11 protein-coding genes are annotated in these 12,212 nt (G+C 69.9%); 5 read left to right on the top strand and 6 right to left on the bottom strand.

What is annotated here, in order from left to right; genetic code table 11:
* Nucleotides 1-6: 6 nt before the first annotated feature.
* Nucleotides 7-624 (bottom strand): TetR/AcrR family transcriptional regulator, encoded by a 618-nt coding sequence (locus tag HHX37_RS10755; protein ID WP_182885294.1) that lies wholly within the window; start codon nt 622-624, stop codon nt 7-9.
* Nucleotides 625-758: 134 nt separating this feature from the next.
* Between HHX37_RS10755 and HHX37_RS10750 the strand changes: the two genes are divergently transcribed.
* The 3 genes from HHX37_RS10750 (at nt 759) to HHX37_RS10740 (ending at nt 4,396) form a co-directional block, all read left to right on the top strand.
* A complete protein-coding gene (locus tag HHX37_RS10750) occupies nt 759-980 on the top strand; it encodes a hypothetical protein (protein WP_182885293.1) in 222 nt (73 codons plus the stop codon).
* A 148-nt stretch (nt 981-1,128) separates the two neighbouring features.
* The gene (locus tag HHX37_RS10745; RefSeq protein ID WP_182882192.1) at nt 1,129-1,632 is read left to right on the top strand and encodes a hypothetical protein; all 504 of its coding nucleotides are present in this window, start codon (nt 1,129-1,131) and stop codon (nt 1,630-1,632) included.
* Nucleotides 1,633-2,233: 601 nt separating this feature from the next.
* The gene (locus tag HHX37_RS10740) at nt 2,234-4,396 is read left to right on the top strand and encodes a vWA domain-containing protein (protein WP_259406385.1); all 2,163 of its coding nucleotides are present in this window, start codon (nt 2,234-2,236) and stop codon (nt 4,394-4,396) included.
* Between the two features lie 175 nt (nt 4,397-4,571).
* Here HHX37_RS10740 and HHX37_RS10735 read toward each other — a convergent pair whose 3' ends face one another.
* Entirely contained in the window at nt 4,572-6,185 is a 1,614-nt protein-coding gene (locus tag HHX37_RS10735; protein WP_182885291.1) for an MFS transporter, read from the bottom strand.
* A 102-nt stretch (nt 6,186-6,287) separates the two neighbouring features.
* On the opposite strand from HHX37_RS10735, the gene HHX37_RS10730 reads away from it, so the two are divergent.
* On the top strand, nt 6,288-6,884 hold the full coding sequence (locus HHX37_RS10730) for an XRE family transcriptional regulator (RefSeq protein WP_182885290.1): 597 nt from the start codon (nt 6,288-6,290) through the stop codon (nt 6,882-6,884).
* A gap of 49 nt (nt 6,885-6,933) precedes the next feature.
* Here HHX37_RS10730 and HHX37_RS10725 read toward each other — a convergent pair whose 3' ends face one another.
* Together HHX37_RS10725 and HHX37_RS10720 are read right to left on the bottom strand one after the other, a co-directional pair.
* Nucleotides 6,934-8,559, bottom strand: coding sequence for an ABC-F family ATP-binding cassette domain-containing protein (locus HHX37_RS10725; protein WP_182885289.1), 1,626 nt, complete (start codon nt 8,557-8,559; stop codon nt 6,934-6,936).
* 178 nt (nt 8,560-8,737) lie between these two features.
* Nucleotides 8,738-9,361, bottom strand: coding sequence for a TetR/AcrR family transcriptional regulator (locus HHX37_RS10720; protein WP_220502758.1), 624 nt, complete (start codon nt 9,359-9,361; stop codon nt 8,738-8,740).
* Nucleotides 9,362-9,466: 105 nt separating this feature from the next.
* Here HHX37_RS10720 and HHX37_RS10715 point away from each other — a divergent pair, with 105 nt between their 5' ends.
* Nucleotides 9,467-10,576 (top strand): aldo/keto reductase, encoded by a 1,110-nt coding sequence (locus HHX37_RS10715; protein ID WP_182885288.1) that lies wholly within the window; start codon nt 9,467-9,469, stop codon nt 10,574-10,576.
* A gap of 39 nt (nt 10,577-10,615) precedes the next feature.
* Here the strand turns inward: HHX37_RS10715 and HHX37_RS10710 are convergent, their stop codons facing one another.
* Together HHX37_RS10710 and HHX37_RS10705 are read right to left on the bottom strand one after the other, a co-directional pair.
* Nucleotides 10,616-11,476 carry a helix-turn-helix domain-containing protein gene (locus tag HHX37_RS10710; protein WP_182882186.1) on the bottom strand — a complete coding sequence of 287 codons (861 nt, stop codon included), beginning with the start codon at nt 11,474-11,476 and terminating at the stop codon, nt 10,616-10,618.
* Nucleotides 11,477-11,764: 288 nt separating this feature from the next.
* Nucleotides 11,765-12,208: an SRPBCC family protein gene (locus HHX37_RS10705; protein ID WP_182882185.1), complete on the bottom strand. Its 444-nt coding sequence runs from the start codon at nt 12,206-12,208 to the stop codon at nt 11,765-11,767.
* Nucleotides 12,209-12,212 lie beyond the last annotated feature (4 nt).

The raw sequence follows: 12,212 nt of genomic DNA, 5'->3' as shown, positions 1-12,212 counted from the left end.
TCCGATTCACGCCGAATTCTGAGTCTCCGCCGCGAAGACGCGTGCGAGCTGATGGTCGATCAGGGCCACGGCTTCTTCGGGACTGCGCTGTCCGAGCAGGACGGTCGTCTGGATTCCGTCGGCGCCCGCCACCAGAAACGCGGCCTCGGCCGCGGCGTCGATGTCACGAGGCACCTGGCCCAGCTCCTGCCCCTGTGCGATCAGGCCGGCGAGAAGGTCCTCCAGCGCGCGCGGCGCGTCCCGGGCGACCTCGGCCAGCGCGGGGTCGGTCAGGAAGCGGACGAAGTAGGCGGCGTACACCACATGCCGGTTGCGCCGTTCCCTGTCGAGCGGGAGCAGTTCGAGCAGCACTCCTCGCACGATCGCCTGCGTCCCGGGCGCTTCGCCGAGCTTCGCGAGGCGTTCCCTGGCTCGTTGCTCGGCGTCCTCGTTGAGGATCTCCAATGTGCCGAGCAGCAACTGCTCGCGGGTGCCGAAGTAGTACTGCAGCAGCCGGGCGGAGACCTCGGCCTCGGCCGCGACCTGCCTCAAGGTGACGTCTTCCAAGCCACCGCGGGCGGCCAGGCGCCACACGGCCTCGGCGATCTGGCGGCGGCGCTGGTCATGGTCCACCTGTCGTGGCATGCCGTCCGTCCTTCGAACCTGTTTTTGTGGTGCGATCGTACCAACATGGGTTATGGTGCGATCGCACCACAAACCGTTGGGGTGCGCCGGGGCCTTCGCCAGGACCCCTGTGAACCGAGAGGAGACAAGCGCGCATGAAACACGTCACCGTGCTGGTCATCGGCATGTTGCTGCTGGTCCTGGGAGCACAAGGCGCCATCCGGCTGCTGGCGGACCATGGAGACGCCGGACTGCTCACATGGCTGCCCGGTGGATTCGCCGTACGTCTCGCTTGTTACGCGGTGGCCGTCGTCGCCGGAGCGGCGCTGGCCGGCTGGGGCAGCAGGAAGGCCAGGCAGGGCGGACACGGGCGGTGACCCGCACCACCCGAGCCGGGCGACCGGCATGCGATCGGGACCTTGAGGCCGCTCGGTTGTAAAGGCTTCTACCAGGGAGAAGGAAACCATCCCACCGTTGTCAACCACACTTGGCGATCATATAGTCACTCATTGTAATGTCCGGTCCATGGCAACACTTGATCACGAGACCCTCTTGGGGATCGTCCGCAACCGCCCCTTGCTCGCGGTCGAGCTTCTCCGGGCCGCCGCGTTCGTGGGTGAGGACGAGCCGGCCGACGGGGAGGCGATCGTCCTTCGCTTCCCATGGACACGCCTCGCCGGCACCGAGGAGCCCGCTCTCGCCGCCCGCTATCGCGAGATCATCGCCGCGGCCCGCCGAACCCGCGCGAACCTCGGAGAATCCATGTTCGGGGAGCTGATCGCGTTCGTGAACGCCCGCATCGAGGAAGGCATGCATCAGACGGACCTGGCCGCGGAGACGGGCGTGCGTGACTGGAGGGCCGAGCAGGACCTGCAAGCGAAGCGGGAGCGCGTGGCGTTCCTGGAGTCCGTCCTCCTCGACGATCTCTACCTGGCGGTCGAGGAGCACACCCAGGCGGAGCACCTGCTGAAGCTGGAGGCCTCCGCGTACAGCTGGCACGACGACTACCAGGACGACTGGCGCGCCTGAGCTACACGGGGTTCCGGCGCTCCTGATCGCAGGACCGGCGCGGAGGCGAAGCGATGCCCCGACCCCGCCGACCAAGTAGCGATCGGAATCGCGGACGCTGCCGCCGCCCGCTCGTCCGCGAAGTGCGATTCCCCTTCGCCGATTTTCGGTCTACCCTGCGAGCCGCGATCCAGAAGACCGCCGCCAACGATAACGACAGGCCGAATACCACATGCGACGCCCGAACAAAGGGACGTATGGCCGTTGGCGGCCGCCTGCCGGCTCTTCGGCGATGCCCGTAACCACGATTCAGGCGCTTCAGAGAGCCGGAAGCATGGACCCTCCCATCGGCGCGGAGTGGCCTACTGTGGCCAGCCGGGAACTTTCCGTAAGTGGCCTATTTACAACTATTAACCGACCGGTCACCATATGACCGTGGCCACACTCCCTCGCTGATCAGCGACTGGCACCCGAAAAGTTCAATCAATGCGGATTGGTATCCGCGCGCGCCGACATATGAGGAGAGGACGTTCCGGGCGGCGCAATCACAGAGATTTGCACGGCCAGTGATCCCGAATTCGTTGCGGCATAACGCCGCACCAGAAGGAATGACACCGTGAGAATGACGCGAGGAGTCCGGGCCGCCGTGTGCGCGGTGGTAGCCGGTGCGATGCTGGTGGCCGGGGCAGGGACGGCGTCCGCCGCGCCCGGGGTCACCCCGGCGAACGTGACGCTGAGTTTGAGTCCGGGCGAATCAACAACGATCGCCAAGACTGTGTCCACTCCGGCGATCCCGCCCAAGCCGGATATCACGTTCCTGATCGACACGACAGGGAGCATGGGCGGGGTCATCTCGAACGTGCGGACCAATGCGAACACCATCTTGTCCAACGTCGCTTCGGCGCAGCCGGACGCACAGTTCGCGGTTGTCGAGTACAGGGACGTGGTGGCGGACGCGACGTCGTTCCGGGTGGCGCAGAATCTCACCGCGGACCAGGCCGACGTCACCAGCGGTATCAACTCGCTGGTCGCGTCGGGAGGCGGCGACCTCCCCGAGGACGGCATCAACGGGCTGTTCCAGGTCGCGTCCGGGGCGGTCGGCTTCCGGCCCAACAGCACCCGGATCGTGTTGCTGATCGGGGACGCCCCCAGCCATGACCCCAGCAACGGCCATACGCTGGCCAACGCGATCAGCGCCCTGCAGGCAGCCGACATCACCGTGCTCGCGTTCGACCTGGCCGGGCTGAACTCGACCGGGCAGGCGACCGCGATCACCGATGCCACGGGTGGACAGCTGTTCTCCGGTCTGAACGCCTCGCAGGTCAGCGACACCATCCTGGCGGCCCTGCACAACCTTCCTGTCACGGTCACCCACCAGTTGCGCGACTGCGACCCGAACCTGTCGGTCACCCTGACTCCGGCCAGCCGGACGGTGACCAGCGGCGACGACGCGACCTTCACCGAGGTCGTCACCGTCGGCGCCGGAGCCGTGCCGGGAAGCACCATCTCCTGCAAGGTGGACTTCCTGCTCAACGGCGTCCTGTCACCGGGCTTCACCGAAACGATCAGCGAACACGTCCCGAAGGCGACCCCGTCGATCGCCACGACGCCATCGGGCGAGGCGCCCGCGGGCGGGAACGTCTCTGACACCGCGACGCTGACCGGCGGGTACCACCCGACGGGCACCGTCACGTTCCAGTTGTTCGGGCCCGGCGACACCACCTGCGCGACGCCCATCGCGACCCGTACCGGGACGGTGTCGGGCAGCGGTACGGCCGCGTCCGGGAACGTCGCCGCGGGCGGGGTGGGCACCTACCGCTGGGTGGCCTCCTACAGCGGCGACGACGCCAACAACCCGGCCACCTCACCGTGCGGCGACGAACAGGTCGTGGTCGTCAAGGCCACCCCGGGCATCGCCACCACCCCGTCGGGGTCCGTGCCGGCCGGCGGCGTCGTGTCCGACACCGCCACCGTCTCCGGCGGGTTCCACCCCACCGGCACCGTCACATTCAAGCTGTACGGCCCCGGCGACACCGCCTGCGCGACGCCCATCGCCACCCGCACCGGCACGCTGTCCGGCAGCGGCACCGCCGCATCCGGCAGCGTGACCATCGGCGCGGCCGGCACCTACCGGTGGACGGCCACCTACAGCGGCGACGCCGACAACAACTCCGTCACCTCACCGTGCAGCGACGAACAGGTCACCGTCACGCCGCAGCGGCTGACCGGACGGGCCTACGGCCTGACCGCCTCCGCCTCCCTGGCCGGCATCCAACTGGTCAACATCGCCCCCGTTCCCGACACCGGCCACATCTCCACCACCTCGACCAGCACCACCTCGGTGCCCTGCACGGCCACCCTCAGCGGACTGATCAGTGCGCACGCCCTGTGCGCCAAGGTCGCGACCACCGAGTTCCCCGGCAGATCCGTGGCGACCGCCTCCATCGACGACACCACCATCGGAATCACCGGCATCCCGGTGATCACCGTCAAGGCCGTCAACTCCAGCTCCACCACCACCTGCGCCGGATCCGCCGGGACCACCACGATCGCCTTCCTCAAGGTCGGCAGCACGGTGGTCATCGCAGAACCCACCACTGTCCAGCCCAACACCGCGGTGGACGTCGGCGTCGTCAAGCTCGTCCTCAACGAGCAGACCCCGTTCTCCACCCCCGACAAGGGCCTGACCGTCAACGCGGTCCACGTCACCGTCGACGCCCTCGGCCTGGCCAGGACCAACGTCGTCCTCGCCTCCTCCGAGAGCGACATCGGCAACTGCCCGTGACATAGCGCACCTGAACCGATCGATCCCGAGGCCGGGCGGACACCGCGGATCCGCCCGGTCTCGGCCGCGCTTCAGGCGAACCTGAGTCTCAAATCGGTCAAACCGCACAACTCGGTCTTCTCCGACGGCGTGACCGTTGCCCTGACCGGGTGCGGGTTGCTACTCGCGATGCCGATCACCGGGCGGCCGACTGCGGTTCGGTGACGGGCCCGGTGGTCCCGGTGTCTCCGGCCGTCGTGGAGGCGGGGTTCTTCGGGCCGCGCAGGGTGACGTAGACGAACAGAGCACCCATGACGGCGACGCCTGCCCACATGGCCTGCTGCCAGCCGTCGACGAAGGACTGCTGGGCGGCGTGGAGCAGGTCCCGCGCGTACGAGCCGGCGCCGCCGGCCACCTCGACGGCGTTGGCGATGCCTTCCCGGGCCGTCCTCGCGGCCTCCGGCGGGATCCCGTCCAGCCTGTCGTCGATGGCGCCACGGTAGCCGGCGGACAGCAGCGCGCCGAGCAGAGCGACGCCGAGGGCGGTCCCGAATTCGCGGGTGACGTCGTTGAGTGCGGAGGCGACGCCCTGCTTCTCGCGCGGCAGGGAGCCGGTGATGGCCTCGGTGGAGGGCGTCATCGACAAGCCCATCCCGATGCCCATGGCGAGCATGCCGGGCAGGATGGTCAGGTAGCCCCCGTCGGCGGAGACGAAGACGGCCATGAGAGCGAGTCCGGCGCCGCCCAGCGCGACGCCCGCGGCCATGGTCGGACGGGAGCCGATGCGTACGGCCAGCTTGGGGGCGAGACCGGAGCTCGCCATCATCGTCACGGCCATGGGCATCAGAGCCAGCGTGGACAGCAGCCCCGACCAGCCGAGGACGGCCTGGAGGAACGGGAAGAGGACCACGGCTATGCCCGCCTGGACACCGAAGACCACCAGCAGTGTGATCGAGCCACCGGCCAGACCACGCTCACGGAACAGGCGCACGTCCAGCAGCGAGGCGTCCCGGCGGCGTAGTTCCCAGGCCACGAAGCCGACGGCGGCGACGAGACCGGCGGCGAGGCCGACCAGAGTCGCGGGCGCGGTCCAACCACGCTCGGGACCCTCCTGCAGGGCGAAGATGAGCCCGGCGACCGCGACCATGGACACCAGTGCGCCGATGGAGTCGAAGCTGTGGGCGGACCTCTCACGGGAGTTGGGGACCGACTTCAGCGTCATGGCCAGGGCCACGACGACCAGGACCACGGGCAGGGCGAACAGCCAGCGCCAGTCGGCGACGTCGACCAGGAGCGCGGAGAGGAACATGCCCAGGACGCCGCCACCTCCGGCGACGCCGGTCCACACACCGATCGCCGTGCCGCGTTCCTCCTCGGGGAAGGTGGAGGTGATGACGGCGAGAGTGATGGGCATGACCATCGCGGCGCCGATTCCGCTCGCCGCGCGGGCGGCGAGCATCACCTCGGCCGTCGGAGCCAGGCCCGCCGCGACGCCCGCGATGCCGAAGACACTCAGACCGGCGACCAGCATGGGCTTGCGGCCCAGCCGGTCACCGATCGCGCCGAGCGGCAGCAGCAGCGCGGCCAGGGCCAGAGTGTAGATGTTGATGATCCACAAGATGGTGTTCTGCGAGGCGCCGAACTCGACGGCCAGGTGCGTCTGGGCGACGTTGAGTCCGGATACCGACGCGATGACGGCCATCAGCGCGATGGAGACGGCGATCAGAACGGCGCGCAGCCGACGCGCATCCAGTGCGGCTCCGCCGTCTCCGTCAGCGGCCGCCACCTGTGCGGGCTGGTTCGTACTCATGTGGTCCTCTCTCACTTCCTGATGCGTGGCCCCGGGTAGCTTGGGGGACCCGCTGCGCAGGACACTAGGCCGCCATTGCTGAGTAGGCATAGGATGTTGCGCATGGAGCAAGAAAGTGGGGACCTGGACAGCCTCGTACGCAAACGCCTCCGCGCCCTGCGGGTGGCGCAGGGCTGGTCCCTGGAAGAACTGGCCACCCGGGCCCATCTCAGCCAGTCCTCACTGAGCCGCATCGAGAACGGTCAGCGTCGCCTCGCCCTGGACCAGCTCGTCACCCTCGCCCGCGCCCTGGACACCACCCTCGACCAGCTCGTCGAGACCGCCGCCGACGACGTCGTCATCAGCCCGATGATCGACGGCGCCCACGGCCTGATGCGCTGGCCGGTGAAGGGCGACCCCGGCATCAGCGTCGTGCGCCAGCGCATGACCGAGCCACCGCCCGACAACCCCTCCCGCATGCGCGCCCACCCCGGCCGGGAATGGCTGGTCGTACTCTCCGGCACCGCGGTCCTCATGCTGGGCCACCGGCGCCTGCGTGTGGAGACCAACCAGGCCGCCGAGTTCCCCACGATGATTCCGCACGCCATCGGCGCCGAAGGCGGCCCGTGTGAGATCATCGGGATCTTCGACCGCGACGCCCGCCGCGGCCACCAGCGCGACAACGGCGGTGATCGCGACACCCCCGGCAGCTGCGACTGAACTCGCCGCAGCCACCTCGGCTGTGCCAGAACCGCCCCCCCCCGGAGGGTCAGGCGGGGGCCGGGCCGCGGGTTTCGCGGAGGTGGCCGCCGGAGAGCTCCAGCCACCGCTCGATCCCGATCTCGGCGAGGAACCGCTCGTCGTGGCTGACCACCACGAACGCCCCCTCGTAGGCGGTGAGCGCGCTCTCCAGCTGTGCCACGCTCACCAGGTCGAGGTTGTTGGTCGGCTCGTCGAGCAGCAGAAGCTGAGGGGCCGGCTCGGCGCACAGCACGCAGGCCAGCGTGGCGCGCAGCCGTTCGCCGCCCGACAGCACGCCCACCGGCAGGTGGGCCCGCGCCCCCCGGAACAGGAAGCGGGCCAGCAGGTTCATCCGCTCCGCCGGAGGCATGCCGGGGGCGTAGGCCGCCAGGTTCTCCGCGACCGTGCGGTCGAGGTCGAGCAGGTCGAGCCGCTGCGACAGGTAGGCGACCCGGCCGTCGGCCCGCCGCAGCGTGCCGCCGTCAGGTGCCAGGTCGCCGCCGACGATACGCAGCAGGGTGGACTTGCCAGCGCCGTTGGGACCGGTCAGCGCGATGCGCTCGGGACCGCGGATGGTCAGGTCGAGACCCGGTCCGGCGAACAGGTCGCGGGCCCGCAGTCCTTCGCCGTGGAAGACCGTGCGCCCGGCGGGCACGTTCGTGCCCGGCAACTCCAGTGTGATCCGCTGGTCGTCGCGCAGCGCCCGCTCGGCCTCGTCGAGCCTGGCCCTGGCGTCGCCGACGCGGGCGGCGTGCATCTGGCCCGCCCGCCCGGCCGCCTCCTGCGCACCGCGCTTCATGTTGCCGGCGACGATGCGCGGCAGGCCGGCGCTCTTGAGGTTGCGGGCGGCGTTGCCCGCCCGTCGCTCGGCGCGCTCGCGGGCCTGCTGCATCTCCCGCTTCTCCCGTTTGAGCTCCTGCTCGGCGCTGCGCACGGTCCGCTCGGCAGCCTCCTGTTCCGCCCGTACGGCCGCCTCGTACGCGGTGAAGTTGCCGCCGAAGAAGCGGATCTCGCCCTGCTCCAGTTCGGCGATGCGGTCCATGCGGTCGAGCAGGGCCCGGTCATGGCTGACCACGAGCAGGCAGCCGGTCCAGTCGCCGAGCACGTCGTAGAGCCTGCGCCGCGCCGCGAGGTCGAGGTTGTTGGTCGGCTCGTCGAGCAGCAGCACGTCGGGCCGCCGGAGAAGCTGGGCCGCCAGGCCGAGCGAGACGACCTGGCCGCCGCTCAGGGTGCCCAGCGTGCGGTCGAAGGCGAGGTCGCCGAGGCCGAGCCGGTCGAGCTGGGCGCGGGTGCGCTCCTCGATGTCCCAGTCGTTGCCGATCGCGGTGAAGTGCTCCTCGCTCGCGTCGCCCGACTCGATGGCGTCCAGGGCGGCGATCACCGGGGCGATGCCGAGCACTTCGGCCACGGTCAGGCCGGCGGTGAACGGCAGGTTCTGCGGCAGGTAGCCGACCTCGCCCTCGACGGCGACGCCCCCGGCGGTCGGCCGGTGCTCGCCGGCGATCAGCTTGAGCAGCGTGCTCTTGCCGGCGCCGTTGGGGGCGACGAGCCCGGTACGGCCGCCGCCGACGGTGCAGGACAGGCCGGTGAAGACGGGCGTGCCATCGGGCCAGGAGAAGGACAGGCCGGAGCAGACGATGAACGCGTCAGACATTGGAGAGACCTCGGTGTGTGACCCGGGCGTGCGGAGAAGCCCGGTGAGACGGGAATTGGAGAAACGACGACATGAGGCCACGCCGACAGCGGTCAGTCACACGCCTGCCGGGGCCGTCACCCTCCGGTATCACCCGGAGATGTCGTCGTCACCTGCCACGTCTGGTCTCCTCTTCCGATCACAAACCGTCTGCCACCCTACCAGGCCGAGCCCGGCCTGCGCGGAGGTGGGCGAGGCCCATGTCCAGGGCGGCCTCCAGATGGGTGGTCTCGCCGGTGGACATCTGGATCAGCACGCCGCCCTGGATGCCCGCCAGCAGCGCGGCCGCCGCGCGGTCCGGGTCCACGTCCGGCCCGATCTCCCCGGCGTCCCGCATGTGCCGTACGCCCGCCGCGATCTCGGCCTGCCAGCTCCGCATCAGCTCGGTGACGACCGCCTGGGCGCCGGGCGTACGGCTGCCGAGGTGGGAGGTGACGGAGTTGAGCGGGCACAGGCGGCCCTGCCGCCGATAACGGTCGACGACCTTGTCCCGCCACGCCTGCCAGGCGGGCCAGGAGGTGAGGTCGCCGAGCTGGGGCCGCTGGTCCTCCAGCACCCGGTCGGCCTCCAGCCGGGCCACCGCCAGCAGCAGCTCCTCCCGGCCGCCCGGGAAGTAGTGGAAGAGCTGGCTCTTGCTCGTCGCCGTGCCGGCCAGCACGTCGTTCAGGGTGGTGTCGGCCACGCCGTGCTCACGGATGAGCGCCGCCGCGCCCTCCAGGATGCGCTGCCGGGTCGCGGCCCCCTTGCGGGTCAGCGTGCGCATGATGCCTCCCTGGAATTTTGGACTTGCTGGTCCATTTTATCTCGCGCAAGCTGACGGAACCGCGCGGTCCGACACTCGCCGTCCTTCCGAACGAAGGGGTTCCCCATGTCTCTCGACCACTACTACCTGCTCGGCCGTTCCGGGCTGCGGGTCAGCCGGCTCGCCCTGGGCACGATGAACTTCGGCACCGGCGGCTTCCACGCCGCGTACGGCAGGACCGAGGACGAGGCCCGCCCGATCTTCCGCAGCTATCTCGAAGCGGGCGGGAACTTCGTCGACACCGCCGACTTCTACACGGCCGGGGAGAGCGAGACCATCCTCGGCGCCCTCATCGCCGAGGCCGGGGCGCGCGACCGGGTGGTGCTCACCACCAAGTTCACCAACAGCGTCGACCCCGGAGACCCGAACGCGGGCGGCAACGGCCGCAAGCACATGATCAGAGCGGTCGAGGCGTCGCTGCGCCGCCTGCGCACCGACTACATCGACCTGTTCCTGCTGCACACCTGGGACCGCGTCACGCCCGTCGAGGAGGTCCTGCGGACCTTCGACGACCTCACCAGGGCCGGGAAGATCCGGTACGCGGGCCTGTCCGACGTGCCCGGCTGGTACGCGGCGCGAGCGCAGACCCTGGCCGAGGCGCACGCCCTGGCGCCGATGGTCGGCCTGCAGCTCCCCTACTCGCTCGTCGACCGGACGATCGAGTTGGAGCACGTCGCCATGGGCCAGAGCCTCGGTCTCGGCATCACCGCGTGGAGCCCGCTCGGCGGCGGCTTCCTGACCGGGAAGTACCGGCCCGCGGACCGCGGCCTGGCCGGGGAGGGCAGGCTCGGCGGCGACGGCACACCCGGGCGCTCCTGGACCGACCGGGAGTGGCGGATTCTCGCGACACTCGAAGAGGTCGCCGGGAAACTCGGCGTGACGATGGCCCAGGTGGCGCTCAACTGGGTCGCCACCCAGCCCGGGATCGCGGCGGCCATCGTCGGCGCGAGCAGTGCCGCGCAGCTTGACGCCAACGTGGCCGCCCTCGGCTTCGAACTGCCGGCCGAGCTGCGCGCGAGCCTCGACGAGGCGAGTTCCGTGCCGCCCCCGTCGGTCTACCAGATGTTCACGCCGGGCTACCAGGGCTGGCTGGTCAGCCCCGGCGTCAAGGTCGGGGACAAGCCGGCCGGGTACGCCCCGGCCGTACGGAACTGGACGCCCGGCGGCGACGCCTGACACACGCCGCCCGCCGGACCCCGGATGACGCCGGCCGGATCAGCCCGTCCTGAGCAGGACGGGCTGCGTGTCGCCCGAACGGTCGCGCGGGCAGAAGCCAACCGTCCAGACGCCCTCGAAGAGATCGAGCCTGTTCTGCGCGATCACGATCACCGCGCAGTTGCCGTCGGTCGCGAGCAGGGGGCGCACCTCCGCCGCGTCCGCCACGTTGTCCAGGACCACCAGGGCCCGGCGCGAGCGGAACATGGCCTGGAGCGTCATGGTCTGATCCACCAGGGTGCCGGGATGCCGGCTGCCGACGCCGAACACCCGGGAGAGGGAGCTGACCAGCCCGGCCGGCCCGCGCGCGCCCCCCTCGGCGTTGACGTAGAACTGGCCGTCCGGGAAGTACTTCCGGAAACGGGCCGACGCCTGCACGATGACCGCGGCCTTGTCGACGCCCGAGCCGCCGACGAGCTGCACCACCCTCGGCCCGGACGACCCCACTTCGTCCCGGCCGCGCTGGCGGGTCGGCTGCTCGACCAGGACCTGGTACATCCACTCGATCAGCTCTGCCGTGGCGGGCTGTGACACACCCTTCGGCGGGCACTCCCCGACGGGAGGGGTCCCGACAGCGATGTGCGGGCGCGCAGGCGTGGCCGGAGCGCCGGCGGCCTGCCGCCGGGCCACCTGCCGGAACCTCTCCGACGCGTCGGCCTCCAGCATCAGGGCCTCCGCCAGGAGGCTCACCGACTTGCGGTGAGGTCTCTTCGTCCGCCCCCGTTCCAGGTCGGAGATCGCGCGGACACTGACCCCCGACCGCTCCGCCAGCTCCTCCTGAGTCAGGCAGGCTTCCTCTCGCAGTGCTCGCAGCAGCGCCGCGAGCTCGTTATGGCTCTCCAAGTCGTCAAGTAACCCCATTCCACAGCCACCTTTCCCCCGGTGCTGATCCACAGCCAGAAACTCCCCGCGCAGAGTTTTAGTTGAGATTTCACACATCAACTGGAAAACTCGCGTTTCCCCAACAGTACACAGCCGATCTTGTAGGAGTCAATTGCGACTGTCGGGAATTGGAGCGGCGCGGCCCGGGCGCGGCCGTCCCGCATTGGACCGTTTTAAATGCCGGCCATTGCGGCGGGGGAACTCGCGAGGCCCGACCGCCGGCAGGGTGGGAACGCCGTACCGGCGGGGGGACTCGGGGCCGTCAAATCACCGGGGGTGGTCCTGCTCCGCCTTCCGCTTGAGCGCGTCCAGCATTTTTCCGATCCCCTTCCGCGCATTCTTGTTCAGAATGGCCTCCGGCATCGCCCATTTGATGCCCAATTCCTGCGAGACGCTCACCTCGCTCTTTCCCCCGCCGTCCCCCGTGACGGTGCAACTGAAATCGAACCGGGTCATCACCTCGCTGCCGACGAGGTGGTATTCGAAAGAGCCGTCCGCCGGATACTCATAACGAAGGGAATGCGTCGCCCGCAGCCCCATGGCCTTGGCGTGCCAGGTGGCCTGCCGGGGACGTCCCCGCTCGTCGGTGTCCTCGATGTCGACCCGCTCGACGCCGGGCTGCCAGGAGGGGTAGTCGGCGAGGTCCAGCAGTATGGCGAGGACCGCCTCCGGGTCGGCGTCGATGATGATTGATCCGGTCACCACGCTCATGGGT

It is taken from the genome of Microbispora sp. H10885 (assembly GCF_014161415.1).
Taxonomy (GTDB): Bacteria; Actinomycetota; Actinomycetes; order Streptosporangiales; family Streptosporangiaceae; genus Microbispora; species Microbispora triticiradicis.
Note: the sequence above shows the minus strand (reverse complement) of the source record. Positions and strands in the feature narration are given on the sequence as shown.

Coding starts and splice junctions, on each gene's coding strand:
- HHX37_RS10755 (WP_182885294.1), bottom strand. CDS start 624: ATGCCACGACAGGTGGACCATGACCAGCGCCGCCGCCAGATCGCCGAG.
- HHX37_RS10750 (WP_182885293.1), top strand. CDS start 759: ATGAAACACGTCACCGTGCTGGTCATCGGCATGTTGCTGCTGGTCCTG.
- HHX37_RS10745 (WP_182882192.1), top strand. CDS start 1,129: ATGGCAACACTTGATCACGAGACCCTCTTGGGGATCGTCCGCAACCGC.
- HHX37_RS10740 (WP_259406385.1), top strand. CDS start 2,234: ATGACGCGAGGAGTCCGGGCCGCCGTGTGCGCGGTGGTAGCCGGTGCG.
- HHX37_RS10735 (WP_182885291.1), bottom strand. CDS start 6,185: ATGAGTACGAACCAGCCCGCACAGGTGGCGGCCGCTGACGGAGACGGC.
- HHX37_RS10730 (WP_182885290.1), top strand. CDS start 6,288: ATGGAGCAAGAAAGTGGGGACCTGGACAGCCTCGTACGCAAACGCCTC.
- HHX37_RS10725 (WP_182885289.1), bottom strand. CDS start 8,559: ATGTCTGACGCGTTCATCGTCTGCTCCGGCCTGTCCTTCTCCTGGCCC.
- HHX37_RS10720 (WP_220502758.1), bottom strand. CDS start 9,361: ATGCGCACGCTGACCCGCAAGGGGGCCGCGACCCGGCAGCGCATCCTG.
- HHX37_RS10715 (WP_182885288.1), top strand. CDS start 9,467: ATGTCTCTCGACCACTACTACCTGCTCGGCCGTTCCGGGCTGCGGGTC.
- HHX37_RS10710 (WP_182882186.1), bottom strand. CDS start 11,476: ATGGGGTTACTTGACGACTTGGAGAGCCATAACGAGCTCGCGGCGCTG.
- HHX37_RS10705 (WP_182882185.1), bottom strand. CDS start 12,208: ATGAGCGTGGTGACCGGATCAATCATCATCGACGCCGACCCGGAGGCG.